Here is a 24,755-nt window from a genome sequence, read left to right on the forward strand (position 1 = left end):
ACAGATTAAATGTGATTGATATCACACAATAACATCTTCCTGGTCCCGATAGCTCTTCGCGAGGCTGTGTCCGGGTCAGCGCAATGTTAAAGAGGAGGATGATTTTATTCGCTGCTGATTCTGTTACCCGACACCTGGCGCATATGCTTTGTCGCCAGGCTATAGTTACGTGATTGCGCAAATGCTTGCACGGAGAGAATAATGAAACCCAGTGATAATATGGCACAAAAACCGGCGACGGGCGGCTTTGCCCCTGCCGTGCAGCCCACCGCCTCTACGACCATCATTACCGAAAGCCCGGCCATTCACGCAGGTGAAACCTCGGTTCCCAGCCAGGGCGAAAACATGCCGGCATTTTTTGCAAAGCCTCACTCAGCGGAAGGCCCGTTGCCTGTTGTCCTGGTGGTGCAGGAAATCTTTGGTGTGCATGAACACATCCGGGATATCTGCCGTCGTCTTGCGCTGGAAGGCTATCTGGCGATCGCGCCCGAGCTCTATTTCCGCGAGGGCGATCCTTCTGAATACAATGATATCCCGACGCTATTCAGCGAGCTGGTCAGTAAAGTCCCTGACACTCAGGTGCTGGCTGACCTCGATCATGCCGCAAACTGGGCGGCGCGCAATGGCGGCGATATCCGTCGCATGGGCATCACCGGTTTTTGCTGGGGTGGCCGCATCAGCTGGCTCTACGCCGCGCATAACCCACAGCTGCGCGCCGCGGTTGCCTGGTACGGGCGACTGACCGGTGAGCGCACGCTGAAGCAGCAGAAGCATCCTATTGATATTGCGGTCGACTTGAGTGCCCCGGTGTTAGGTTTGTATGGTGGTCAGGATGACGGCATTCCACTGGAGAGCGTCGAGCAGATGCGTCAGGCGCTGCATGCCGCCAATGCAACCGCCGAGATCATCGTCTATCCCGAAGCGGGACATGCGTTTAATGCTGATTACCGTCCGAGCTATCATGCTGAATCAGCGAATGATGGCTGGCAACGCATGCTGGCCTGGTTCAGGCAGTATGGTGTGGCATCAAAATAAATGAAAAAGGGGCGCTTCTGCGCCCCTGATTTTACCCACCGGCCCCATTCCTACGCCGTCTCACCACGCAGTTTCTTCGCCGCCGTCACCATATTCGCCAGCGCCTGACGCGTCTCCGTCCAGCCACGCGTCTTAAGACCGCAGTCCGGGTTTACCCAAAGACGTGTTTCCGGAATCCGTTTCGCCGCCTTCCGCAACAGTGCTTCTATCCACTCCACGCTGGGAACATTGGGGGAGTGAATATCATAGACGCCGGGCCCGATTTCATTCGGATACTCGAAATCTTCAAACGACTCCAGCAGGTCCATGTCAGAACGCGAAGTTTCGATCGTGATGACATCCGCATCCAGGGCTGCGATGGCGTCCATAATGTCGTTAAACTCGCAGTAACACATATGCGTGTGAATCTGGGTTTCATCCCGCGCCACCGCCGCATTCAGCCGGAACGCTTCAACGGCCCAGTTCAGATAGGTCGCCCACTCAGACTGATGCAGGGGCAGACCTTCACGCAGCGCAGGCTCATCAATCTGAATAATCCCGATGCCCGCCTTCTCCAGATCTTCCACTTCATCACGCAGCGCCAGCGCGATCTGCTTAGCGATGATTTCACGTGACACATCTTCACGCGGGAATGACCAGCAGAGAATCGTCACCGGACCGGTCAGCATCCCTTTTACCGGCTTGTCCGTCAGCGACTGGGCATAGTGGGCCCACTCCACAGTGATCGCCTCCGGGCGACTGATATCGCCAATAATGACAGGCGGTTTCACACAGCGAGAACCGTAGCTCTGCACCCAGCCGTTCTGGGTAAAGACAAAGCCGTCCAGATGCTCGCCGAAGTACTCAACCATATCGTTACGTTCTGCTTCGCCATGCACCAGCACATCCAGCCCCAGCCGCTCCTGCTCGGTAATCGCCTGTTTAATGTGCTCCGCGATGCCGGTGCGGTAATGACTGCTGTCAAGACGGCCCTGTTTAAAGTCGAGACGCAGGCCGCGAATTTCAGTGGTCTGTGGAAAAGAGCCAATGGTGGTGGTGGGCCAGGCGGGCAGATTGAAACGCTGACGCTGCAGGACGGCGCGAACCGGGTAAGCACTCTGCCGCTCACTGTGCTGTGGCGTGATGGCCTCCAGACGCTGCCCCACCGCCGCATTATGCACCCGTCGGGAGTGAGCACGGGCCTGCACCGGCGCGCTCCAGGCGTCCAGCGCCGCCGCATCATTGTTGTTCAGAGCCTGACTCAGCAGCGAGAGCTCAGCACATTTCTGCAGCGCAAAGGCGAACCAGCTTTTGACTTCGTCATCCAGGCGGGTCTCGACACTCAGGTCGATCGGGCTGTGCAGCAGTGAGCAGGAAGATCCAATCCACAGCTGCTCACGCTCTCTGGTCAGCGGTTGCAGGCGACTGAACCAGCGGCTCAGATCGGCGCGCCAGACGTTACGTCCGTTGATCACGCCCAGCGACAGCAGCCAGCTGGCGGGGAGTTGCTGATTCAGCTGCTTAATATCATCATTGCCATGGACCAGATCGACATGCAGGCCCTGCACCGGCAGCGCACGAATCACATCAATGTTCTGGCCGATGCTGTCAAAATAGGTGGTCAGCAGCAGCTTGCTGTGGCCCTGCAGAGCGTCATACGCCAGCTGAAAGGCGTCGCGCCAGGTCTGCGGCAGCTCCAGCGCCAGGGCGGGTTCATCAATCTGTACCCATTCGATGCCGCGCTTTGCCAGTTCCGCCAGCACCTGCTGATAGACCGGCAAAATCGCCGCCAGCAGCGACAGACGTTCAAAGGGTTCACCTTTGACTTTACCCAGCCACAGATACGTCACCGGCCCGAGCAGCACCGGCTTAATGTTATGGCCCAGCGCCAGCGCCTCATCAACCTCGTCCAGCAGCTGAGTCCAGCTCAGTTTAAATGTCTGGCCCTGAGTAAATTCCGGCACGATGTAGTGATAGTTGGTGTTAAACCATTTGGTCATTTCTGCCGCCGCCGCGGGTTCGCCGGTCGGCGCACGCCCGCGCCCCACGCGAAACAGCGTATCCAGATCAACGGTGCCCTCTGTGTTCTGATGACGTGCAGGCACATTGCCCAGCAGCAGGCTGGTGGTCAGCACATGATCATACCAGGCGAAATCGCCGACCGGCAGCAGATCGACGCCCGCCTCTTTCTGCTGTTGCCAGTGTCGCGCCCGCAGCTCGCGGCCCGTCGCCAGTAGTGCCTGCTGCGTGCTGTCGCCTGCCCAGTAACTCTCCAGTGCTTTTTTCAGTTCACGGCGCAGACCAATGCGGGGAAAGCCGAGGGTATGGTTGAGGATAGTCATGTGCTGTTCTCCAGATAATCTTTCACTTTGGCTAAAATGGGCAGCCAAAGATGTTTAGCCGTCCAGATGTTTACACTGCTATAATCTGCGGGTACTGTATGTCTCTCAAGCGCAATATGTTCATTTTCGATGTGAAGGACTCTCATGATCGAACTCAAGCACCTGCGGACGCTTCAGGCTCTGCGCAATACGGGATCGCTGGCGGCGGCGGCGGCCCAGCTTCATCAGACGCAATCGGCGTTGTCTCATCAGTTCAGCGATCTGGAGCAGCGGCTGGGATTCCGCCTGTTCGTGCGTAAAAGTCAGCCGCTACGCTTTACGCCGCAGGGGGATATTCTGCTGCAGCTGGCTGAGCAGGTGCTGCCGCAGATTCAGCAGGCGTTGCAGGCCTGTCATGAGCCGCATCAGACCACGCTGCGGGTGGCGATTGAGTGTCACAGCTGCATTCAGTGGCTGACTCCCGCGCTGGACAAGTTCCGCCAGAGCTGGCCGCAGGTGGTGATGGATTTCAAATCAGGCGTGACCTTTGATCCGCAGCCCGCTCTGCAACAGGGTGAGCTGGATGTGGTGCTGACCTCCGACATTCTGGCGCGCTCGGGCCTGTTCTACTCGCCGATGTTTGATTATGAAGTCCGGCTGGTACTGGCGACGGACCACCCGCTGGCGCAGGTTGAGCAGATTTCGCCAGAAGATTTGGCCGATGAAGTGTTAATGATCTATCCGGTTCAGCGTCAGCGTCTGGATATCTGGCGTCACTTCCTGCAGCCAGCGGGCGTGAGTCCGGCTCTGAAAAGTGTGGATAACACCCTGCTGATGATTCAGATGGTGTCGGCGCGCATGGGGATTGCCGCACTGCCGCACTGGGTGGTGGAGAGTTTTGAGAAGCAGGGTCTGGTCGTTACCCGCACGCTGGGCGATGGCCTCTGGAGCCGTCTTTATGCCGCCGTGCGCGAAGGCGAGCAGCGTCAGCCTGTGCTGGAAGCCTTTATCCGCTTTGCCCGTCAGCACGCCTGCGAGCATCTGCCATTTGTGCGCGACGCCGCGCTGCCCGGTGCAGTATTACAGCGGTAATCCGGCGGGCACAAACCTGCGCGAACGCGGGCGAAATCCCCTATAATGCGCAGCCTGTCGACTGAACATGAGAAGATCTCACCATGACTAACAATGATATTCTGCGCAGCGTGCGCTACATGCTCAATCTGAGCGATGCCAAAATGGTGGAGATTTTTGCGCTGGCGCAATGTGACGTGCCGGTAGCGGATATTCAGGCGTGGCTGAAAAAAGATGACGATGCCGCGTTTCGTCCCTGCCCGGATGTGCTGATGGGTTATTTTCTGAATGGCCTGATCTTTTACCGTCGTGGCAAAAGTGAAGATGCGCCCGCGCCGTCCATAGAACGCAAGATGACTAACAATATCTTCATGAGAAAGCTGCGCATCGCTTTTGATCTGAAAACCACCGACATTCCTGATGTCCTGAAGCGCGTGAATTTTACTGTTTCACAGGCTGAGATTGGCGCGATTTTCCGCAAACCGGATCATAAGAACTATCGCGAGTGTGGCGACCAGATTCTGCGCAACTTCCTGAAAGGGCTGGCGATGATTCAGCGTCCTAAGAGTGAGAAGCCTGCCTGATATGGCGCCATCCAGTCGGAAATGGCGGGTTGCTGCGTAAAGACGGCGTAAATCCATCCCTGGAGCCTCGACCGCCGCATCCCTGCGGCGGACGCTTTACTTCTCAACCCGCCATCCCCTCCTTCATATTCGCTCTGAGTCCTTTGTTCAACTGCGATGATGCTGTTAAGTCTCCAGGGCTGGCGCGTCTGAAGAGCGAAGCGTCCGGGCCAGGGATGGCCCGGACGATCCACAGGGAGGTGAGATTCCTTCGCGATCGGACGCGCCAGCCCGGGAGGCCGCAGTCCGGCTACAGCAACGGTTTGTCCCAGCACCTAATGATTACCGGTCACTACGCCCCACCACCCACCGCTTATGCACCCACAGTGAGGCGAGGATCACCAGCGCGCCCGCAATAAAGCTCGGCCAGTGCGGCTTCTCCTGCCAGATAGCCAGATTCACCAGCAGCCCGGCGGGAACGTGCATGTTATTCATAATGCCCAGCGTACCGGCATCGACCTGCGTCGCACCGTAATTCCACATAAAATAGCCGAGACCGGAAGCTGCCACCCCCAGCCAGACCAGAATGCCCCACTGCAATGAAGTCGTCGGCAACTTCTGCGGGTTACCCCAGGCACACCAGGCGATCACCGCAATCAACACTGCCCCCAGATAGAACCAGGAGAAAGCGGTATGCTGCGGCATGGGTCGGGTCTCCTGCAGACGCTTATAACCTACCATTCCCGCCGCAAAGCAGATGTTTGCCAGCTGCACTAACAGCAGGCCAAACCAGAAATGATCGCTGACTTTGTCATAGCGAATAATGGCCGCGCCTGCCACCGCCAGCAACGCACTGAAGATATAGCCGATGCGCAACGGACGACGGCTGATCAGATCATAAATCAGCGTCACGTAGAGCGGGGTCATCACCGTAAACAGCAGGAACTCCGACACGCTCAGGTAGAGATAGGCTTCGAAGCTCAGCAGATACATCACGCCCAGCTGCAACATCCCCACCAGCATATAAAGCAGCAATGTCGAAGGGCGATGGCCGCGCCAGCGCAGGAAAGGGAGAAACACCAGCGCAGCAAGCGCCAGACGCATGAGCACAGAGAACCAGCTGTCTACCTGACCGGCAAGATACTCGCCAATCAGGCTGAACGAAAAGGCCCACAGAATGGTGGTAATAATCAATAAAAACACGGTGACGATCCCGAAATAAACAGGCCGTCAGTGTAAACAATGTGCAGCCCTCAGGCTGTTAAATCTGGTTGACATCTGATTACTAACCAGGCGATTAAAACGCCCGAAAAATGACTTGTTTACACTTACTGACATAAGCGGTGCCGGAATGGGTTTTATGCCAGATAAAATGCGCGAAATGATCCATCGGATGATCATATTCGCTCTCAACTGTAATAAAACTGTAACAAATGTGTCACTCATCACAGTAACGTTGCGCAACTAACACTATTCTTTGCGCGAAATGGAACATCCTGCGTCCATTTTTTTCTGCTCTTTTCCTGCCCCAACCTGCTGGGAATAAAAAACCATAATGTGCCCTGGAGGGCCTCACTGATGCTGAGCATTTTTAAACCTGCACCACGTCAGCCGCAGGTGGCGGAGGATCATGTCGATCCGCTCTACCGTCGCCTGCGCTGGCAAATTTTCATCGGGATCTTCTTTGGTTACGCGGCCTACTATCTGGTCAGGAAAAACTTCGCACTCGCCATGCCCTATCTGGTGGAGCAGGGTTTTTCACGTGGCGATCTCGGTTTTGCCTTATCCGGCATCTCCATTGCCTACGGCTTTTCAAAATTCATCATGGGCTCGGTCTCTGACCGATCAAATCCGCGCGTCTTCTTACCGGCTGGTCTGATTCTGGCCGCGGCGGTGATGCTGATTATGGGATTTGTCCCCTGGGCGACGTCCAGCATCATGGTGATGTTCGTGCTGCTGTTTGTCTGCGGCTGGTTCCAGGGCATGGGCTGGCCACCCTGTGGACGTACCATGGTTCACTGGTGGTCGCAGAAGGAGCGCGGCAGGATTGTCTCGGTCTGGAACTGTGCACATAACGTAGGCGGCGGTATTCCGCCTCTGCTGTTCCTGCTCGGTATGGCGTGGTTCAACGACTGGAAAGCAGCACTCTACATGCCGGCGTTTGGCGCGATTGCTATTGCGATTCTGGCCTTTGCGCTGATGCGTGATACACCGCAATCCTGTGGTCTGCCGCCGATTGAAGAGTACAAAAACGACTATCCGCCTGATTACGATGCCAGCCACGAAGAGGAGCTGACGGCAAAACAGATCTTCATGAAGTATGTGCTGCCAAACAAATTGCTGTGGTACATCGCACTCGCCAACGTCTTTGTTTATCTGCTGCGCTACGGCATTCTCGACTGGTCGCCGACCTATCTGCGCGAAGCAAAACACTTCACGCTGGATAAATCGTCGTGGGCCTACTTCCTGTATGAATATGCGGGTATTCCGGGCACGCTGCTGTGTGGCTGGATGTCGGACAAAGTGTTCCGCGGCAATCGCGGTGCAACCGGGGTGTTCTTTATGACGCTGGTGACCATTGCAACTGTGATCTACTGGCTCAACCCGGCGGGTAATCCTGGCGTCGACATGGCCTGCATGATCGTGATTGGCTTCCTGATCTACGGCCCGGTGATGCTGATTGGTCTGCACGCGCTGGAACTGGCACCGAAAAAAGCGGCGGGCACGGCAGCGGGCTTCACCGGCCTGTTCGGCTATCTGGGCGGATCGGTGGCGGCCAGCGCCATTGTCGGTTACACCGTCGATTATTTCGGCTGGGACGGCGGCTTCATGGTCATGATTGCGGGCTGTGTGCTGGCGGTTATTCTGCTGTTACTGACCATGGTCAGCGAACACAAACACAAAAAGACCCTCGCCTGACGGCCATAAAAACAGGGTCGGTTATCCGGCCCTGTTTTACGCTGACGGCTTAAGCCAGATAGAGCGTGCGAAGCATCTGCGGCACCGCATCATCGGCATTCGACCCAATCACATCCAGCGCTGGCAGCGTATCTTTCAACCGCTGATGGGCGTTCTGCATGATAAAGCCTTTACCCGCCATGCTCAGCATCTCCACATCATTCATGCCGTCGCCAAAAGCGATACAGCTTTTCAGCGTGTGGCCCAGCGTCTTCGCGACCGCCTCCAGCGCATGTCCTTTCGACACGCCACCCGCCATCACTTCCAGACAGGTTGGCAGCGAGAAACTGACATTAACCCGGTCGCCCCAGCGCGCTTCAATCGCCTGCTCCATCGGAATCAGATGCTCAGGATTTTCGCAGGTGAAGAAAACCTTGCTGATGTTATCAGTAGGCAACAGACCCGGCTCATAGACCTGATAGTTGAAGACCGACTCGCGGAAATAGTCCTGCTCCGCCGGGCTTGAACGGCTGACAAACCACTCATCGTCGCGGTAAACGTGCGTCAGAATATCACTGTGATGATACTGCAGACCAAACAGATCGCTGGCGATGCCCTCATCCAGATTATGACTGAACACCAGTTCGCCCTGTGCGTTGTGCACGCGCGCGCCGTTTGAGGTGATCATATAGGCAGGAATGGCCAGGCTGTCGCGCATCTGTCCGACATCAATATGATGACGGCCAGTGGCGAACACAAAGTGAATATCTTTCGCGACCAGCTGCTGCAGTGTTTCACGCGCAAAAGGGGTCAGACGATGTTCGGGAGAAAGCAGCGTGCCATCCAGATCGGATGCAACGATGTGATACATGAAAACCTCGGGTATCTGGTTCTGCCGGTTTAACCGGTCGGATAAAAAACGTCAGTGGTGCGATGAAAAAAAGTCGACCACTGCATTGAGTGCTTCGGCGCGCATCTCATCCTTTTCAAACAGGATCTCATGACGCGCACCCTCGATCACCCGTGGCTTATTGCCCTCACACGGATGACCCGCCGCGGCCATTGCGGCACAAAACAGATCCTGTGAACGATTGTCGACCACCCGATCGTCGCTGGCCTGTAACAGCAGCAGTGGCGTGGTGATTTTATCGACCTGACTGATAATATTGCGACCCGCATGGATGCCTTCACGCACCCAGTGGTAGGTTGGCCCGCCGACGCGAATCGCCGGATCGTCCGCATAAAATCGCAGGTTTCGCCGGTAACGCTCGGTGCTGTGCGTCAGCCGGTTAATGCCAAACGGGTGCGCGCGCCAGCGTCCGGTGCCGAGCGCATAGCCATCGCGCATAGCCGGACGTTTCTCCGCCCAGTCAAGAAGCCGATGGGCCAGAAATGAGGGCAGCGGCAAGGCAATGCCAAACATCGGCGCCACTAACGCTGCCGCATGAAACGCCTGCGGCTGACGCGCCAGGAACAGCGTTAAGATTGCGCCACCCATCGAGTGAGCCAGCGCATAGCGCTGCTGATAGTGACCGCTGACAATTTCTTTAAGATAGAGCGTTTCAAGATCGTCGACGTAATGGGTAAATTCTGCCACGTGACCGCGGTGTGAATCTTCCAGCAGGCGATCGGAACGCCCCTGACCGCGATGGTCCAGGATCACCACATCAAATCCGCAGTGAAACAGATCGTACGCCAGCTCAGGATATTTTATGTAACTCTCGATGCGTCCCGGCACAATCAGGATCACACGCTTATGTTGCGGCGATGTGAAGCGGACATAGCGCAGCGTCAGATTTCCTACGCCGGTAAACTCCCGTTCTTCACGACTGTGCCAGAAATCGAGCAGCGGCCCGGTGGCGAAGGCAGCAAAGGCTTTTTCACGTCGCAGCCAACTGGCTTTGTGTTGATTCATTCGCCCTCCTGATGACCGGATACTGAGTCATGAATGCCATGCGCAGGCCGTAGCGTCGCGCTTATTTCTGGCGTATTGTGTCACAATTCCGTTACTAAAGAGAGCCTGACCCATGACCATCGAATGGTGGCTGACCTATCTGCTTACCACCACAATTCTCAGCCTGTCGCCTGGCTCCGGGGCAATCAACACCATGAGTACCGGTATCAGCCATGGCTACCGTGGCACGGTAGCGTCCATCTCCGGTTTGCAGGTCGGCCTGGCACTGCACATCGTGCTGGTCGGTATCGGACTGGGCGCGCTGTTTTCACAGTCGTTGCTGGCGTTTGAAATTCTGAAATGGGCCGGTGCAGCCTATCTGGTCTGGCTGGGTATTCAGCAATGGCGCTCCGCAGGTGGCATCGATCTGGATGCGGTCGCCAAAGCGATGCCGCGTCGTCGCCTGTTTAAACGCGCCGTGCTGGTTAACCTGACCAACCCGAAAAGTATCGTCTTTCTGGCCGCCCTGTTCCCGCAGTTTATCCAGCCGCATCAGCCGTTGTTTATGCAGTATCTGGTGCTGGGCGTGACCACCGTAGTGGTCGATATCATCGTGATGATTGGCTACGCCACGCTGGCCACACGCATTGCTGGCTGGATTAAAGGCCCAAAACAGATGAAGTTAATGAACCGTATTTTCGGTGGTCTGTTTATGGCGGTGGGCGCGCTACTGGCCAGCGCCAGAAAGATCGCTTAAGGCCTTACGCGCCGACACGCTGAGGTCGGCGCGATCCTGCCCTGCATCACATTCTCCTTTTCCTGGCACCACTACGATGCGGTCAATGGCACCGCACGCAACACAATAATGCCCGGTTTTGATCGCATATACTCCCTGAATGGCGTATCGACCACTTTGCGATGAGCGGCCAGCGAAGAGGCGTTCCTGAACCACAACCGTCCATCATGCCAGACGGCAATCCCAACGTGCGACACATCCAGTCCCTGAGCGTTGGTATAAACGCCAATGTAATCGCCGGTCTGAATCTGCTTCAGTACCTGCGATGTGATGGCGCGGGCTGGGATGTAAGTAATGCGTCGGGGAACCACACCCAGACCGGGCAGCCTTTCTTTTCCGCTGACCTCACGATTCAGTTGCTTCACCACCGTCACCGCATCCGGGCTGAGTGTGCGGGTTATGTCAGTGGCATTACGCGGGCTTTCAGCAAACCAGTCGGAAAAAAAGTGACGCCGTTTCAGGTAGCTGACTTCTCCACCCGCGTAACGGGTGCGAACCAGGTTAGCCTCAAAGCTGGCGCGATCCTGACTGCGGCTTAGCGCCTGAACGTAATCAAGCAGCGTGAAACAATCCACTCCGTTGAAATTGATCACCAGCGCTTCTGGTGTTTCGGGTGAGCCGATCAGCGTATCCGCCTGATAAGGCGTACCGAGAAACGCAGCGGAGATCTGGTTAATTCTTTCGCCCTGCTGCTGCTCAGACACCGGAGGCAACTGCGCCAGGATGGCCGATACCCTGTCTCCCTTCACCTGGTCAGGAACGCGATAATGGACAGCCTCAGGCGCGGCGCAGGCGCTGATGCAGAACGCGATTAACAACACTAACAGGGGTTTTGTGTTCATTATCATCTCCATGAAAACAGAGTCCGTCGATACGACCATACCGGAGGTGAAGGTTTCATTAATCAAAGAAGGGTGACGATTTATACGCGGTTGTAACAGTGGGGCGTTAACAGGTGCAGTTTGTGACAGTCGTCACGCACGTGAAGTTCAGAGAGATACCACAGGCAATGAAGTTTTGCCGGATGCGCAATGCGCTCTCCGGCATAAAGGGATTACAGCGCTTAACGTGAAATAATCAGGTGGATACCAAAACCGGCAAACAGGACTCCTGCCATGCCATCGACCCACTTTGCCAGGCGCTGATATTTTGCGCGGATCCACGGTAGCGCAAAGATAGCCGCGACCAGAGCAAACCAGGCAAAGGTTTCACCAATAATCAACAGGAACAGGCCCCAGCGCTCTGCCGAACCCACATCATCACCGACGAACAGCGAGAAGACGCTACCGAAGTAAATAATCGCTTTAGGATTCGACAGGTTCGTCAGCAGGCCTTTGAGAAAGCTCATTCCGCGTTTCGGCAGCTCAACTACGGGCTCATCCTGCTGCGGCTGTTTGTGTCGCTGACGTGCCGAACACATCAGCTGCCAGCCCATCCACAACAGATAGAGTCCACCACCGACCATGATGACCTGATGCAGCCACGCCATTTTTTCCAGGATCAGGTGCAGTCCCATCAGCGCCACGCCCGCCCAGACAACGATACCCAGTGTAATACCCAGTACCCCCATCATCGCCTCTTTACGCGAGCGGCTGGCGGCGGTTTGCGATACGAAAAAGAAATCAGGGCCGGGGCTCATCAATGCCACCAGATGAACCAGCGCAACCGTTGCGAATAACATCAGCATAATCAGTGTCCTTTATTCTTCATCATCAAGATGCTCTTTGATCATCACCAGGAAAGGTTTGCCAAAGCGCTCCAGTTTGCGGTGGCCCACGCCGTTGACGCTGAGCATCTCCGACGCGCTGACCGGCATCTGTTCTGCCATCTCTATCAGTGTGGCGTCATTGAACACCACATAGGGGGGAATATTCTCTTCGTCGGCGATCGCTTTTCGCAGCTTACGCAGCTTGGCGAACAGCTTGCGGTCGTAATTGCCACCGAGAAACTTCGCCGGACTGCTGCTTTTTGTTTTCGCAGTAATCAATCGCGGCACTGCCAGCATCAGTGGCACTTCACCGCGCAGCACCGGGCGCGCTGCTTCGGTCAACTGTAACGCCGAATGCATAGCGATGTTCTGCGTCACCAGCCCCAGATGGATTAACTGACGTAACACACTGACCCAGTGTTCGTGGCTCTGGTCTTTGCCCAGTCCATAAACCGGCAGTTTGTCATGACCCTGTTCACGAATACGCTGATTATTAGACCCGCGCAGCACCTCAACGATATAGCCCATGCCAAAACGCTGACCAACACGGTAGATACCGGAAAGCGCTTTTTGCGCTTCAACCAGACCGTCATAGCGTTTAGGCGGATCGAGACAGATATCGCAGTTGCCGCATGGCTGCTGGCGACCCTCGCCAAAATAGTTCAGCAGCACCAGACGCCGGCAGGTCTGCGCTTCCGCAAACGCGCCCATCGCATTGAGCTTGTGGCGTTCAATATCCTGCAGCGGCCCTGGCACTTTCTCTTCGAGGCATTTACGCAACCAGGCCATATCGGCCGGATCGTAGAGCATCATCGCTTCGGCGGGCAGACCATCACGTCCGGCCCGGCCGGTTTCCTGATAATAGGACTCAATATTACGCGGAATATCGAAGTGAACGACAAAACGGACGTTGGGTTTGTTGATACCCATGCCAAAGGCCACCGTCGCCACCACGATTTGCAGATCGTCACGTTGAAACGCTTCCTGCACCCGGCCACGCTGTTCGCTATCGATTCCGGCATGATAGGCGCCCACGCTGAATCCACGGCTTTGCAGACGCGCGGCGGTGTCTTCCACCTTCGCCCGGCTGTTGCAGTAGATAATGCCGCACTTACCGCGCTGATCCTGAACGTAGCGCAGCAGCTGATCGGTGGGTTTAAATTTCTCCACCAGCGTGTAACGGATATTAGGACGGTCAAAGCTGCTGATCTGGATCAGCGGATCCTGCATGTGCAGCAGGTTAACGATGTCATTGCGGGTGGTTTCATCCGCCGTCGCGGTCAGTGCCATCACCGGTAATTCCGGGAAGCGCTGACGCATCTTTCCGAGTGCGCCATATTCCGGACGGAAATCGTGGCCCCACTGGGAAATGCAGTGCGCTTCGTCCACGGCCAGCATCGCGGGCTGCCAGTGCGCCAGACTTTCCAGGAAGTTATCCATCATCAGGCGTTCGGGAGCGATATAAAGTAGCTTAACCCGACCGGTACGGCAGTCTGCCATCACCGTCTGCTGCTGATCGCGCGTCATGGTGGAGTTGAGATACGCCGCCGCCACGCCATTCGCCAGCAGCTGATCGACCTGATCTTTCATCAGAGAGATCAGCGGTGACACCACCAGCGTCAGTCCCTCGCGCACCAGCGCCGGAATCTGATAACAAAGCGATTTCCCTCCGCCAGTGGGCATCACCACCAGGCAATCGCGCCCGCTTAGCGCCTGATGAATGATCGTCTGCTGACCGGGACGAAAATGCTGATAGCCGAAGGTATCCTGCAATACCTGCTGCGCCAGCGCTTCCTGATTGAGAACTGCCGAGGTTGCCACGCGATTCCTGTCTTACGTTTGAGATTAGAACAAGTCGTTAAGCGTTACACCCACACCCAGACGCGTCTGGCGATGGTTGTAATCGATCAGTGATTCACCGTAACCGCTAAATACCTGAGTATAGAAGCGGACATGCTCACTGATAGGGTAGCTCCAGCCCATTGTCGCGCCGCCATAACCGCTGTTCCAGTTATAGTTGCCCTCAACGCTGAAAATACTGTCGCCTAGCCGGTAGCCCACTTTGGCACGGTAATAACCCATGTATTTGGTGATATCAGGATTATCATCGCTGCTCTCCCCTTCCGGGATGCGATACCAGGGTTTGATTTCCGCCAGGAAGTTACCGTTCTCCGCCATCAGACGCGCATAAACACGGTTCCAGCTGCGTGAAGTCGGATCGCTTCGTCCATTGGACTGATGATTCAGACCCACTTCAACATCCCGTAAGGTCCAGCCCGCCAGTGAATAGTCGGTTGCCCAGCCGAGGAAGATCTGGGGTTCATAGTTGGTTTCGCGGAATGGCGAAGACTCCGCGCTATTCGACAGCTGCCACCAGGAACGCTGTGTATAAGAGGCCGCCAGGACGGAGTTGTCGCCCAGAATACCGCGCCATAACGGAAATGCCAGACTGAGCTGGAATTTCACTTCATCTTTACGGGCATTTTCTCCCCAGTTATAAGATGAGATCGCCTCTTTATTCAGATCGCTGGTATAGGTGTAGAGCAGATAGTTGTTCTCGTAAGGATAGAGAACAAACGGGTTGTCGTGCTTCTCCAGCAGGTTAGCAATAATGCTGCCCTGGACCTGTGGCGCGTCATGAACCTCTTTAATCTGGGCTTCATCCGCCTGCGCCAGCGCAGGAAATATCAACATTGCCGCCAGCAAGGCGCGATGCTTACGCATAGAATTCTCCGGTGAGCAACTGCGTATCAGAATAACTGAAAGGGTGTCGTAAAAAGCAGGCCATTCTACACACAAATGGCAGCGAGCATGAGTGCTGATTTCTTAAACTGGAAACACCCTCGCAGGCGTCATAGAATACACAACTCATTAACGTTCCGCGCCCCTCTGGCCCGATTTTTTCAGGACACATCATCATGTCATCACCCGTGCTGACACAGCAGGACGCTCGTAAGCTGGTCGGCGAAATTTTCGTTTATCACATGCCGTTTAATCAGGCGCTGGGCCTGGAGCTGCTGCGCCTTGACGCAGACTACGCAGAGATCAGTTTCAATAACAAAACCATGCTGGTAGGTAACCAGGCACAGCAGATTCTGCACGGCGGCGTTATCGCCTCGGTACTGGATGTCGCTGCGGGCATGGTCTGCGTCAGTAATGCGCTAACCCGTCAGGAGAGCATCACTGAGGAGGAGCTGCGCCAGCGTCTGTCGCGCATGGGCACCATTGATATGCGTGTCGACTATTTACGTCCCGGACGCGGTGAACGCTTCATCGCCACCAGCAGCCTGCTGCGTGCCGGTAACAAAGTCGGCGTGGCTCGGGTGGAGCTGCACAATCAACATGGCGACTACATCGCTACGGCGACTGCCACCTATCTTATCGGCTAACCACGACACTGAATGGATCGCATATGGATACGCAACAAACCCGGCAGGGCGTTGGCTTTGCACTGGGCGCTTACTTTATCTGGGGCATTGCGCCCGCCTATTTCAAGCTAGTGAAACAGGTTCCCGCGACAGAAATCATGACGCATCGTGTGATCTGGTCTGCGCTCTTTATGCTGTTGCTGATTACCCTGAGCCGCAGCTGGCCCGGTGTACGCAGCGTATTGCGCCAGCCCCGAAAAGTGCTGATGCTGGCGCTGACAGCAGTGACGATCGGCGGCAACTGGCTGCTGTTCATCTGGGCGGTCAACAATCAGCATATGCTGGAAGCCAGCCTCGGTTACTTTATTAACCCGCTGATTAACGTGGTGTTCGGCATGCTGTTTCTGCGCGAACGCTTTCGTCGCCTGCAGTGGCTGGCCGTACTGCTGGCAGCCGTCGGCGTGCTGGTGCAGCTGTGGCAGTTTGGATCGTTACCGATTATCGCGCTGGGCCTGGCGCTGAGCTTTGCCCTCTACGGTCTTTTGCGCAAAAAGATTCAGGTCGATGCGCAGAGCGGTATGCTGATTGAAACCCTGTGGCTGTTCCCGCTGGCGGCGATTTACCTGTTTGGCTTTGCCGACAGCGCCACCAGCCATTTATCGGCTAACCCGCTGAGCCTCAACCTGAAGCTGATTGCGGCCGGCATTGTTACCACCATTCCACTGATGCTGTTTGCGGCGGCCTGCAGCCGACTGCGACTCTCCACCGTGGGCTTCTTCCAGTACCTCGGCCCGACGCTGATGTTTGTCCTGGCGGTGGTGTTTTACGGTGAAACCATCACGCCAGACAAGCTGGTGACCTTTGCCTTCATCTGGCTGGCGCTGCTGGTGTTTGTCTGCGATGCGGTGGCGTTTTCATTCCGCTCCCGTTCCCGTGCGCGCGTAGCGTGAAATAAAGCGCGCTAAAGCCGGGCCGGTCAGCAGGATGGTAAAGAGACGCAACGTCTGCATCGCCATCACAAACGCCATATTGACCTGCGTGCCTGCAGCAATAATCGCCACCGTGTCCAGTCCGCCTGGACTGGTGGCGAGATAAGCCGTCATCAGATCGATATCCAGCATTCGGGTCAGCATCCACGCCAGCCCGCCACACAACAACATCAACCCGAAGATCGAGGCCAGCATTTGCGGCAGCGTGCGCAGTGCCAGCAGAAAAATCGGGCGGGTGAAACGCAGTCCCACGCTCCAGCCAATCAGCGCATAGGCCACGGCCAGCAACCATTCCGGCACCTGTAATATCGCGATATGACTGCTGTTCAGTGCCGCACCCGCCAGTGCGGGCAGCAGCAACGCGCCAGAAGGAATGCGCAGTCGTGTGCCCAGCCATGCACCCAGCAGCATGACGACCAGGGTAATGGCAAAACCGCGATTCAGCGCCGGAAACCAGAGCAGCGACACGCTGTGTGCTTCATCGCCCAGCCCGATGCGCGCCACCAGCGCGGCCGCCGAGGCGACAAACAGCACCCGCAGATACTGCATAAACGCCACCAGCCGGACGTCAGCGCCAAAGTCACCCGCCATCGCCACCATGGCCGATGCTCCCCCCGGCGACGATCCCCATGCGCCGGTCGGGCCAGGCAGATGACTGAAGCGCACCAGCAGAAAACCGGACAAGCCACTGGCCGCCAGCGTCAGCAACAGCACCGCCAGTACGATCGGCCAGTCCTGAATCAGCGGTGTCAGAATTGAAGGTGACAGGCTTTGCGCAATCATGCAGCCCAGAACGGCCTGAGCAACCAGGAAGAACCGTTTATCAATGCGCAGCGTGGCACCTGATAGCCCCATCACCACGCCCACGATCATCGGTCCCAGTAACAGCGCGGCAGGCACATGAAAATAGTGCAGCACCGCACCCAGCATCACTGAGACCAGCAACAGCAGCGTCCACTGCGCGCGCAACGAAAAAGCGTCCATAAGAAGTTAATTATTTGTAAAAACAGGAGGGTCAGAGTACGCAGAAACGGGGATGAGAGCCAGCAAAACGGGCCATCTGAGATGGCCCGTGGCTGTTTTAAAGCCAGTTTTTACGCTTGAAGTAGAGATAAGGTGCCAGTCCGGCAAGAATCATCAGGCCGATAGCCGCAGGATAACCAAAGCTCCACTTCAGTTCCGGCATAAACTCGAAGTTCATCCCGTAGCTGGAAGCCACCAGCGTTGGCGGCAGAAATACCACGGAGACCACGGAGAAGATCTTGATGATGCGGTTCTGCTCGATATTGATAAAGCCCATTGCCGCCTGCATCAGGAAGTTCACCTTCTGGAACAGCGATTCGTTATGCGGCAGGAGCGATTCGATATCGCGCAGAATTTCACGTGCCTGCTCCAGCTGATTGCCCGGCAGGCGCGCTTTACGCACCAGGAAGTTCAGCGCGCGCTGGGTATCCATCAGACAGAGGCGCACTTTCCAGCCGATATCTTCCAGTTCCGCTAACCGCGACAGCGCCTGATCGTACTCTTCGCCCTGCTGACCTTCCATGATCACCCGGCTGAGTTTCTCCAGCGCGCTGTAGATGTTCTCGATTTCATCGGCAAGCTGTTCGATTTTGGTTTCAAACAGGTCGAGCAGCAGCTCAAAGGCATTGCCGTCGATCAGCGTCTGGTTACGGGCGCGCATACGATAGAGGCGAAAAGCGGGCAGTTCGCGTTCGCGCAGTGTATAGAGGCGGCCTTCACGGATGGTGAACGCCACAGTAGAGTTACCGGCGTGATCGTCAGCATCTTCATAGAAGAAGAAGGAGTGAATATGCAGACCATCTTCATCTTCGAAGAAACGTGCTGAGGCCTCAATGTCTTCCAGCTCAGGCCGTGTTGCCAGGCTCTGACCCAGTTCTGACTGCACCCGATCACGTTCGCCCTCTTCCGGTTCAATAAGATCGACCCAGACGGAGGTGGTCAGTTTGTCGTTTTCGTCTTCCAGCTCCAGTCGCGTCAGGCGGCTGTGATCCAGTTTAAATGCGCTCAGCATAGCAATACTCCCCATTGCAGACTAAATGGGACAAGGCAGTCCGCCGTTCCTCAACATGGAACGTGCGGCCTGAACACGGAAACAGAGTTTCAGAGATAAATCAGTGCTGACTCGTGCGACGGAATCAAAAAGGGAGGTCGCTGATAACCGCTAAGGCTACCCGCGTAAAGAGGTAGCCTTAGATGTTATTCCTGGTATCCAGGTCATTGAGCCAGCATCGACTGGGCGTGTCCAAGGCATTGTCCTCTCATGATAATAGTGGGCGCATGTTACGCTGAGACGAAAAAGCCGTCAACCGCACGCTAAAGCGTTTCCAGCTTTGCGTAAGCCGCCACCAGCCACTTGATTCCCTGCCCCTGAAACGCCACCTGCAGGCGGCTGTGTTCACCGCTGCCTTCCAGATTAATGATGGTGCCTTCGCCAAATTTCGCGTGATGAACACGCTGACCCAGCGCGAATCCGCTGTCATTTTTGGTCACCGGGGCACCCATCCGCTGATGGTTTACCGGACGGCTCACGCTGGCGCGCAGACGCACTTCTTCGATGCACGCTTCGGGCAGTTCGCCGATGAAACGGGAAGGCCGGTGATACACTTCCTTACCATAGAGTCGGCGGGTTTCAGCGTAGGTCAGTGTCAGTTTCATCATGGCACGGGTTACGCCGACATAAGCCAGACGACGCTCCTCTTCCAGACGGCCGCCTTCATCCAGCGACATCTGGCTCGGGAACATCCCCTCTTCCATGCCGACAATAAAGACCTGGCTAAACTCCAGCCCTTTCGCCGAGTGCAGCGTCATCAACTGAACCGCATCCTGCCACTTGTCCGCCTGACCTTCACCCGCTTCAAGGGCGGCATGGGACAAGAAGGCCTGCAGCGGCATCAGATCTTCATCTTCGTCCTGATAGCTGAACTGGCGTGTTGCCGTCACCAGCTCCTCAAGGTTTTCGATACGCGCCTGGCCCTTCTCACCTTTTTCCTGCTCATACATCAGCCACAGGCCTGAGTCTTTAATGACCCGGTCAGTCTGAACATGCAGCGGTAAATCGGCGGTTTCGGTAGCCAGTGAATCGACCAGCTCACAGAAGCGTTGCAGCGCAGACGCGGCACGGCCAGCCAGCGCGCGGCTTTGCAGCAGTTCGCGCGTGGCCTGCCACAACGTCATCTGACGCTCACGGGCGGTCTGACGTACCACGTCGAGCGTGCGATCGCCCACGCCACGTGTCGGGGTATTTACCACGCGCTCAAAAGCCGCATCGTCATTGCGGTTCGCCATCAGACGCAGATAGGAGAGCGCATCTTTGATCTCCTGGCGTTCGAAGAAGCGCATGCCGCCATAAATACGGTACGGCATGCTGCTTTGCAGCAGCGCCTCTTCCAGCACACGCGACTGGGCGTTGCTGCGATAGAGAATGGCGCAGTCGTTGAGCGCGCCGCCGTTCTCCATCCAGACCTTGATGCGGTTAACCACAAAGCGTGCTTCATCCAGCTCATTAAAGGCGCAATAGATAGAGATTGGTTCGCCATCGCTGCCTTCGGTCCAGAGCTCTTTACCCAGGCGGCCATTGTTGTTGGCGATCAGGGCGTTGGCGGCTTTCAGGATGTTATTGGTTGAGCGATAGTTCTGCTCCAGACGAATGGTTTCCGCGCCAGGGAAATCCTGCAGGAAGCGCTGGATATTCTCGACCTGCGCGCCGCGCCAGCCGTAGATAGACTGGTCATCATCGCCTACGATAATCACACGACCGCTGTCACCCGCCAGCATCCGAATCCAGGCGTACTGAATGTTGTTGGTATCCTGAAACTCATCCACCAGCACGTTGGTAAAACGTTCGCGGTAGTGATTAAGAATGTGCGGCTTGTTGAGCCACAGCTCATGGGCGCGCAGCAGCAGCTCAGCGAAATCGACTAGACCGGCGCGATCACAGGCTTCCTGATAGGCCTGATAAATGCGCAGCCAGGTCTGCTCAATCGGATTGCCGTAGCTTTCAATATGCTTTGGCCGCAGGCCTTCATCTTTTTTGCCGTTGATGTACCACATGCCCTGACGCGCAGGCCACTGCTTGTCATCAAGGTTCATGGATTTAATCAGGCGCTTAAGCAGACGCAGCTGATCTTCACTGTCGAGGATCTGAAAATCCTGCGGCAGACCGGCATCAAGATGGTGAGCGCGCAGTAAACGGTGCGCCAGGCCGTGGAAGGTGCCGATCCACATCCCGCCCTGACTGGTGCCGATCAGATGCTCGATACGGTGACGCATCTCCGCGGCCGCTTTGTTGGTAAAGGTCACCGCCATAATTGAATAGGGAGAGCAATTCTCCACCGACATCAGCCAGGCAATGCGATGCACCAGCACCCGCGTTTTACCACTGCCCGCGCCTGCCAGCACCAGCAGGTTACTGCGCGGAGCCGCAACGGCAGCGCGCTGATTGTCATTCAAACCATCGAGCAGTTCAGAAACGTCCATAAGCACCGTTTACCAGAGAAAAAGCGTCGTCGTCGCGCTGATTATTCCGCCTGCCGCAAGACAGTATCGCTGCCCGTCAGGCGGCGACACAGATGCCAGATTAGCGACGGCGGCAAAGCAGAAAAGAGGAGACGACTGGATAAATTTACAGCCATTATAGCAGTGAGGTGAGTGATGCCAACCGCGAAATTTCGACATGCGGCAACAGGCGCGCATCCGGGATATGCATCAGGTTGCCCTGCCGCAGGTTAATCCAGCAGGCCTGCAGTCCGCAGCGCAGTGAGCCCGCGACATCGGTTGTGAGGTCATCACCGACATGCAGAATATGATGTGGTGCGATATCAAGGCGTTGCGCGGCAAGCTGATACATATCCTGCCACGGCTTGGCGCGCCCATCCGGCCCGGCCCGCAGCGTAAACTGAAAGTAGTGCGCAATGCCCATTTTTTCCGGGCAGGCGTTACCGTTGGTGACCGCCACCAGCGGGATTTTTTCCGCCAGCGCTTTTAGCGTCTGATACGTCTCATCCGGCATCTCGACCTGACTCCGCCACTGATGAAAGACCGCCATGACATCTGCCGCGCCCGCTGTCGCTTCAGCGGCCGAGAGGCCGACATTCAGCATCGCCAGCTCTACCGAACGGCGTCGCCACTCCGATACATCATGATAGATTTCAGGCTCACGCTGCAGCAGTTCGTCACGTAACTGCTGATAATCCTGCGGCGTGAAGTCACGCAGCGCCGGATGAAAAGCCTGCAACGCCGCATGGGACTCCAGCGTGGTACGACGAATCACCGGGTAGTTATCGTAGAGCGTGTCATCAAGGTCGAAGCTCATAGCTTTAATGGCCGATAGCGGACGATAAAACTTCATTCGTTCTTTCCTCGTTTGGCGCGGGGATGCGCAGCATCATACACCGAAGCCAGATGCTGGAAGTCGAGATGGGTGTAGATCTGGGTCGTCGACAGATTCGCATGCCCCAGTAACTCCTGCACGGCGCGCAGGTCGCCGCTGGACTCCAGCAGATGGGTGGCAAAAGAGTGTCGCAACTTATGCGGATGGATATGGCTCGCCAGACCCTGTCTGATGCCCCATTCGGCAAAGCGCTTCTGTACGTTGCGGGGCGAAATGCGGTTGCCGCGTGTCGACAGAAACAGCGCATCATCCTGGGCACCGAACGTTTCACGCAGCGGCAGCCAGTGCTGGATCCAGGTGACGGCCGTGCGGCCAATCGGAACCCGGCGCTCTTTGCTGCCCTTACCCACGACCCACACTTCACCGCAATCGAGATCGACATGGCGGCAATCCATATTGACCAGTTCGGAGAGACGCAGACCGCCGCCATACATTACTTCCAGCATCGCCCGGTCGCGCACCGCCAGCGGATCGTCAAGGTCGATCTCCAGCAGCTGATTCACTTCATCAACATCAATATTTTTGGGCAGATGCCGTGCTTTACGTGGCGTCATTACCCCTTTGGCAGGATTAGCGGAGAGCAAACCCTGACTCACCTGCCAGTCGAGGAAACTGCGCAGCGCAGAGAGGCGCAGCGCCAGGCTGCTGGCAGAGAGTCCGGCACGACGGCTACGCGCCGCCATGCTGCGCACCTGCGCGGGTTCCAGCTGTGCCCAGCTGCTGAGCTTCATCTCGTCAGCAATCGCCACCAGCGCGGCAAGCTGTCGCGCATAACTGCTCTGGGTTAACGGACTCAGCTGGCGCTCCACTTTCAGGTAGCGCAGGAATCCGTCGACAGCCTCCAGCAGCGTGCTACTCATGCGCGCTCGACCCAGCGGGAAAGCAGATCAGGCATCATCTGCGACAGGTGCTGCAACAGCAGTGTCCCCATACCCGACTGGTAGTGCTGGCTGTCGCGACTGCTGAACACCAGCACGCCGAGATCGCCCTCTTCGCCCATCAGCGACATGGCCACCGAACCGATCGCTTTTGCCTGCGGCAGCAGCAGCAGCAGTTCCGGGCCATTAATGTTGCCGAGATAGTGATGCTGGTTACCGAAGCGCTGAATACGCAGCGGTTCAAACGCCTGACGCGACAGGCTCAGCTGAAAGAAATCGGAAGGCGCGCCCAGCAGCCATTTATCACTAAACAGCCGCACATTGGCACCTGCCAGGCCCAATTCACGTGCCCAGCGGTGCAGTCGGTTGAGCATATCCTGCAGCGAATCAGCCGCTGCCAGATGACTTTCCAGCGACAGCAGACGGTCAAACAGTTCGTGGTTAGCGCTGGCCTGCTCCATCAGCAGCGTGATCTCTTCTTCCAGCCGCTGAATGTGGTTGCGTTGCCGCGCCATGTGCCACTCGACCAGCGACACGCTGCCGCGCACCGGATGCGGCACCGCCATCTGTTCAACTGCGCGGGCATTGCGGATAAAGAAATCGGGATTCTGCCGCAGATAATCACTGACGGCCTGATCGTCCAGCAGAACCGAACTGTCAGTCTGCTCTTCGATATTTTTCATAGATGAATAAACCCATCGTAGACGTGTGTCGCAGGCCCGGTCATATAGAGCGGCTGACCGGCACCTTTCCAGGAGATATGCAGCGTTCCACCAGGCAGATCGACACGGACGTTAGGTGCCAGAATGCCCTGCTGAATGCCGCATGCAACGGCAGCACAGGCGCCACTGCCGCACGCCTGTGTTTCACCCGCGCCGCGTTCATAGACGCGCAGGCGGATATGTTCGGGATTGATGATCTCCATAAAACCCACATTGACGCGATCCGGGAAACGCTCATGGCTCTCCAGAATCGGGCCCAGCAGTTCAACCTGCGCGGTTTTCACACTTTCAACCTGGATGACGCAGTGAGGATTACCCATCGACACCGCACCCAGCATTACCGTCTGTTCGGCAACGCGCAGCAGATAGAGGTTTTCGGCTTTGTTGGCGCGGAACGGCACCTGCTGAGGCTCAAAGTTGGGCTCGCCCATGTTCACGCGCACCTGGTCATCCGGCGTCACGGTCAGGACCATACGGCCATTTTGCGTACTGACCCGGATATCGGTCTTGTTGGTCAGCCCTTTGAGCTGAACAAAGCGGGCAAAACAGCGCGCACCGTTACCGCACTGAGCCACTTCACTGCCGTCGGCGTTGAAAATGCGATAGTGGAAATCGAGATCGGGATCGTAAGGGGGTTCAACAATCAGCAGCTGATCAAATCCGATCCCCAGATGACGATCGGCCAGCCGGCGGATCAACTCCGGCGAAAAAAAGACGTTTTGTGTCACTGCATCCACAACCATAAAATCGTTGCCGAGACCGTGCATTTTGGAGAACTGCATTTTTTGCTCCGCCGGATAAGCCATCAGATTAGTTCGCTTGTACGCCTGAGTTGCCGGTAACCAGTCCGCCCACATCGGCTTTTTTGGCATCCGCTTTCTGGCGTTCGGTCGGCGATTGTTGTTTCTTCGGCTGATCCTTCGGCGGGAAGTAAAGCGGTCCTTTCAGACCACAACCTGCAAGGCTGGTTAGAGCCAGTGTCACGGCCAACAGGCTTATTACTTTCTTCATTCTTTATGCTCTTCATGTCCTTTACCTGGATGCTTATCATCGCAGTTGAAGGTGGAAAAGCAACAGGAAATCCCCGCTAATAGCGTGAACCGGGTGACAAGCCAGAAAG

Annotated in this window: 24 protein-coding genes; 7 read left to right on the plus strand and 17 right to left on the minus strand. The window is 56.4% G+C overall.

What is annotated here, in order from left to right; translation table 11 throughout:
* Positions 1 to 201 precede the first annotated feature (201 nt).
* A complete protein-coding gene (locus KTJ90_RS18275; RefSeq protein WP_008926448.1) occupies positions 202 to 1,035 on the plus strand; it encodes a dienelactone hydrolase family protein in 834 nt (277 codons plus the stop codon).
* A 50-nt stretch (positions 1,036 to 1,085) separates the two neighbouring features.
* Here KTJ90_RS18275 and metE read toward each other — a convergent pair whose 3' ends face one another.
* Positions 1,086 to 3,356 carry a 5-methyltetrahydropteroyltriglutamate--homocysteine S-methyltransferase gene (gene metE / locus KTJ90_RS18280; RefSeq protein WP_499025661.1) on the minus strand — a complete coding sequence of 757 codons (2,271 nt, stop codon included), beginning with the start codon at positions 3,354 to 3,356 and terminating at the stop codon, positions 1,086 to 1,088.
* Between the two features lie 144 nt (positions 3,357 to 3,500).
* Between metE and metR the strand changes: the two genes are divergently transcribed.
* Complete coding sequence (gene metR / locus KTJ90_RS18285; RefSeq protein WP_003854400.1) at positions 3,501 to 4,427, plus strand: HTH-type transcriptional regulator MetR; 927 nt, start codon at positions 3,501 to 3,503, stop codon at positions 4,425 to 4,427.
* Between the two features lie 83 nt (positions 4,428 to 4,510).
* Positions 4,511 to 4,990 carry a YehS family protein gene (locus KTJ90_RS18290; protein WP_003854397.1) on the plus strand — a complete coding sequence of 160 codons (480 nt, stop codon included), beginning with the start codon at positions 4,511 to 4,513 and terminating at the stop codon, positions 4,988 to 4,990.
* A gap of 321 nt (positions 4,991 to 5,311) precedes the next feature.
* Here KTJ90_RS18290 and KTJ90_RS18295 read toward each other — a convergent pair whose 3' ends face one another.
* The gene (locus tag KTJ90_RS18295) at positions 5,312 to 6,172 is read right to left on the minus strand and encodes a carboxylate/amino acid/amine transporter (protein WP_003854395.1); all 861 of its coding nucleotides are present in this window, start codon (positions 6,170 to 6,172) and stop codon (positions 5,312 to 5,314) included.
* 375 nt (positions 6,173 to 6,547) lie between these two features.
* On the opposite strand from KTJ90_RS18295, the gene glpT reads away from it, so the two are divergent.
* A complete protein-coding gene (glpT, locus tag KTJ90_RS18300; protein WP_499025664.1) occupies positions 6,548 to 7,888 on the plus strand; it encodes a glycerol-3-phosphate transporter in 1,341 nt (446 codons plus the stop codon).
* Positions 7,889 to 7,937: 49 nt separating this feature from the next.
* Here glpT and yigL read toward each other — a convergent pair whose 3' ends face one another.
* Both yigL and pldB read right to left on the minus strand, forming a co-directional pair.
* A complete protein-coding gene (yigL, locus tag KTJ90_RS18305) occupies positions 7,938 to 8,738 on the minus strand; it encodes a sugar/pyridoxal phosphate phosphatase YigL (RefSeq protein ID WP_337028811.1) in 801 nt (266 codons plus the stop codon).
* A 51-nt stretch (positions 8,739 to 8,789) separates the two neighbouring features.
* Positions 8,790 to 9,782 (minus strand): lysophospholipase L2, encoded by a 993-nt coding sequence (gene pldB, locus KTJ90_RS18310; protein ID WP_003854390.1) that lies wholly within the window; start codon positions 9,780 to 9,782, stop codon positions 8,790 to 8,792.
* Positions 9,783 to 9,894: 112 nt separating this feature from the next.
* On the opposite strand from pldB, the gene rhtB reads away from it, so the two are divergent.
* Positions 9,895 to 10,518 carry a homoserine/homoserine lactone efflux protein gene (gene rhtB / locus KTJ90_RS18315; protein ID WP_003854387.1) on the plus strand — a complete coding sequence of 208 codons (624 nt, stop codon included), beginning with the start codon at positions 9,895 to 9,897 and terminating at the stop codon, positions 10,516 to 10,518.
* A 71-nt stretch (positions 10,519 to 10,589) separates the two neighbouring features.
* Here the strand turns inward: rhtB and KTJ90_RS18320 are convergent, their stop codons facing one another.
* The 4 genes from KTJ90_RS18320 to pldA form a co-directional block, all read right to left on the minus strand.
* Positions 10,590 to 11,399 carry a DUF1460 domain-containing protein gene (locus KTJ90_RS18320; RefSeq protein ID WP_003854384.1) on the minus strand — a complete coding sequence of 270 codons (810 nt, stop codon included), beginning with the start codon at positions 11,397 to 11,399 and terminating at the stop codon, positions 10,590 to 10,592.
* A gap of 221 nt (positions 11,400 to 11,620) precedes the next feature.
* Complete coding sequence (gene rhtC, locus KTJ90_RS18325; RefSeq protein ID WP_003854380.1) at positions 11,621 to 12,244, minus strand: threonine export protein RhtC; 624 nt, start codon at positions 12,242 to 12,244, stop codon at positions 11,621 to 11,623.
* A 12-nt stretch (positions 12,245 to 12,256) separates the two neighbouring features.
* A complete protein-coding gene (gene recQ / locus KTJ90_RS18330; protein ID WP_003854379.1) occupies positions 12,257 to 14,086 on the minus strand; it encodes an ATP-dependent DNA helicase RecQ in 1,830 nt (609 codons plus the stop codon).
* A 24-nt stretch (positions 14,087 to 14,110) separates the two neighbouring features.
* Complete coding sequence (gene pldA / locus KTJ90_RS18335; RefSeq protein WP_003854378.1) at positions 14,111 to 14,989, minus strand: phospholipase A; 879 nt, start codon at positions 14,987 to 14,989, stop codon at positions 14,111 to 14,113.
* A 194-nt stretch (positions 14,990 to 15,183) separates the two neighbouring features.
* On the opposite strand from pldA, the gene KTJ90_RS18340 reads away from it, so the two are divergent.
* Together KTJ90_RS18340 and rarD are read left to right on the plus strand one after the other, a co-directional pair.
* Positions 15,184 to 15,654 (plus strand): thioesterase family protein, encoded by a 471-nt coding sequence (locus KTJ90_RS18340; protein WP_003854376.1) that lies wholly within the window; start codon positions 15,184 to 15,186, stop codon positions 15,652 to 15,654.
* Positions 15,655 to 15,677: 23 nt separating this feature from the next.
* Positions 15,678 to 16,583 (plus strand): EamA family transporter RarD, encoded by a 906-nt coding sequence (rarD, locus tag KTJ90_RS18345; RefSeq protein WP_003854374.1) that lies wholly within the window; start codon positions 15,678 to 15,680, stop codon positions 16,581 to 16,583.
* Here rarD and KTJ90_RS18350 read toward each other — a convergent pair.
* From KTJ90_RS18350 to lptM, 9 genes are all read right to left on the minus strand, one after another.
* The gene (locus KTJ90_RS18350; RefSeq protein ID WP_499025668.1) at positions 16,548 to 17,606 is read right to left on the minus strand and encodes an AbrB family transcriptional regulator; all 1,059 of its coding nucleotides are present in this window, start codon (positions 17,604 to 17,606) and stop codon (positions 16,548 to 16,550) included. The two genes, rarD and KTJ90_RS18350, sit on opposite strands and share 36 nt — an antisense overlap.
* Before the next feature lie 97 nt (positions 17,607 to 17,703).
* Positions 17,704 to 18,657, minus strand: coding sequence for a magnesium/cobalt transporter CorA (gene corA, locus KTJ90_RS18355; protein ID WP_003854370.1), 954 nt, complete (start codon positions 18,655 to 18,657; stop codon positions 17,704 to 17,706).
* Between the two features lie 178 nt (positions 18,658 to 18,835).
* Positions 18,836 to 18,892, minus strand: a complete 57-nt coding sequence (gene ysgD / locus KTJ90_RS18360; protein WP_369690086.1) for a YsgD/CorL family protein — start codon at positions 18,890 to 18,892, stop codon at positions 18,836 to 18,838.
* A 67-nt stretch (positions 18,893 to 18,959) separates the two neighbouring features.
* The gene (uvrD, locus tag KTJ90_RS18365; protein ID WP_003854368.1) at positions 18,960 to 21,122 is read right to left on the minus strand and encodes a DNA helicase II; all 2,163 of its coding nucleotides are present in this window, start codon (positions 21,120 to 21,122) and stop codon (positions 18,960 to 18,962) included.
* Between the two features lie 154 nt (positions 21,123 to 21,276).
* Positions 21,277 to 21,993 (minus strand): HAD family hydrolase, encoded by a 717-nt coding sequence (yigB, locus tag KTJ90_RS18370; protein WP_499025671.1) that lies wholly within the window; start codon positions 21,991 to 21,993, stop codon positions 21,277 to 21,279.
* Positions 21,990 to 22,895: a tyrosine recombinase XerC gene (gene xerC / locus KTJ90_RS18375; protein ID WP_499025673.1), complete on the minus strand. Its 906-nt coding sequence runs from the start codon at positions 22,893 to 22,895 to the stop codon at positions 21,990 to 21,992. Before xerC ends, yigB begins: the two co-directional genes overlap by 4 nt.
* Positions 22,892 to 23,596 carry a DUF484 domain-containing protein gene (locus KTJ90_RS18380; RefSeq protein WP_003854361.1) on the minus strand — a complete coding sequence of 235 codons (705 nt, stop codon included), beginning with the start codon at positions 23,594 to 23,596 and terminating at the stop codon, positions 22,892 to 22,894. Before KTJ90_RS18380 ends, xerC begins: the two co-directional genes overlap by 4 nt.
* Entirely contained in the window at positions 23,593 to 24,417 is an 825-nt protein-coding gene (gene dapF, locus KTJ90_RS18385) for a diaminopimelate epimerase (RefSeq protein ID WP_008926438.1), read from the minus strand. The genes KTJ90_RS18380 and dapF overlap by 4 nt, the downstream gene beginning before the upstream one ends.
* 28 nt (positions 24,418 to 24,445) lie before the next feature.
* Positions 24,446 to 24,646 (minus strand): LPS translocon maturation chaperone LptM, encoded by a 201-nt coding sequence (gene lptM / locus KTJ90_RS18390; RefSeq protein ID WP_442844260.1) that lies wholly within the window; start codon positions 24,644 to 24,646, stop codon positions 24,446 to 24,448.
* Positions 24,647 to 24,755: the final 109 nt, after the last annotated feature.

Origin of the sequence: Pantoea jilinensis (assembly GCF_019104105.1) — a bacterium.
Lineage (GTDB): Bacteria > Pseudomonadota > Gammaproteobacteria > Enterobacterales > Enterobacteriaceae > Pantoea > Pantoea eucalypti.

What these genes read in the sequence shown, in the direction of transcription:
- KTJ90_RS18275 (WP_008926448.1), top strand. Translation starts at nt 202, where the DNA reads ATGAAACCCAGTGATAATATGGCACAAAAACCGGCGACGGGCGGCTTT.
- metE (WP_499025661.1), bottom strand. Translation starts at nt 3,356, where the DNA reads ATGACTATCCTCAACCATACCCTCGGCTTTCCCCGCATTGGTCTGCGC.
- metR (WP_003854400.1), top strand. Translation starts at nt 3,501, where the DNA reads ATGATCGAACTCAAGCACCTGCGGACGCTTCAGGCTCTGCGCAATACG.
- KTJ90_RS18290 (WP_003854397.1), top strand. Translation starts at nt 4,511, where the DNA reads ATGACTAACAATGATATTCTGCGCAGCGTGCGCTACATGCTCAATCTG.
- glpT (WP_499025664.1), top strand. Translation starts at nt 6,548, where the DNA reads ATGCTGAGCATTTTTAAACCTGCACCACGTCAGCCGCAGGTGGCGGAG.
- yigL (WP_337028811.1), bottom strand. Translation starts at nt 8,738, where the DNA reads ATGTATCACATCGTTGCATCCGATCTGGATGGCACGCTGCTTTCTCCC.
- pldB (WP_003854390.1), bottom strand. Translation starts at nt 9,782, where the DNA reads ATGAATCAACACAAAGCCAGTTGGCTGCGACGTGAAAAAGCCTTTGCT.
- rhtB (WP_003854387.1), top strand. Translation starts at nt 9,895, where the DNA reads ATGACCATCGAATGGTGGCTGACCTATCTGCTTACCACCACAATTCTC.
- KTJ90_RS18320 (WP_003854384.1), bottom strand. Translation starts at nt 11,399, where the DNA reads ATGAACACAAAACCCCTGTTAGTGTTGTTAATCGCGTTCTGCATCAGC.
- rhtC (WP_003854380.1), bottom strand. Translation starts at nt 12,244, where the DNA reads ATGCTGATGTTATTCGCAACGGTTGCGCTGGTTCATCTGGTGGCATTG.
- pldA (WP_003854378.1), bottom strand. Translation starts at nt 14,989, where the DNA reads ATGCGTAAGCATCGCGCCTTGCTGGCGGCAATGTTGATATTTCCTGCG.
- KTJ90_RS18340 (WP_003854376.1), top strand. Translation starts at nt 15,184, where the DNA reads ATGTCATCACCCGTGCTGACACAGCAGGACGCTCGTAAGCTGGTCGGC.
- rarD (WP_003854374.1), top strand. Translation starts at nt 15,678, where the DNA reads ATGGATACGCAACAAACCCGGCAGGGCGTTGGCTTTGCACTGGGCGCT.
- KTJ90_RS18350 (WP_499025668.1), bottom strand. Translation starts at nt 17,606, where the DNA reads ATGGACGCTTTTTCGTTGCGCGCGCAGTGGACGCTGCTGTTGCTGGTC.
- corA (WP_003854370.1), bottom strand. Translation starts at nt 18,657, where the DNA reads ATGCTGAGCGCATTTAAACTGGATCACAGCCGCCTGACGCGACTGGAG.
- uvrD (WP_003854368.1), bottom strand. Translation starts at nt 21,122, where the DNA reads ATGGACGTTTCTGAACTGCTCGATGGTTTGAATGACAATCAGCGCGCT.
- yigB (WP_499025671.1), bottom strand. Translation starts at nt 21,993, where the DNA reads ATGAAGTTTTATCGTCCGCTATCGGCCATTAAAGCTATGAGCTTCGAC.
- xerC (WP_499025673.1), bottom strand. Translation starts at nt 22,895, where the DNA reads ATGAGTAGCACGCTGCTGGAGGCTGTCGACGGATTCCTGCGCTACCTG.
- KTJ90_RS18380 (WP_003854361.1), bottom strand. Translation starts at nt 23,596, where the DNA reads ATGAAAAATATCGAAGAGCAGACTGACAGTTCGGTTCTGCTGGACGAT.
- dapF (WP_008926438.1), bottom strand. Translation starts at nt 24,417, where the DNA reads ATGCAGTTCTCCAAAATGCACGGTCTCGGCAACGATTTTATGGTTGTG.
- lptM (WP_442844260.1), bottom strand. Translation starts at nt 24,646, where the DNA reads ATGAAGAAAGTAATAAGCCTGTTGGCCGTGACACTGGCTCTAACCAGC.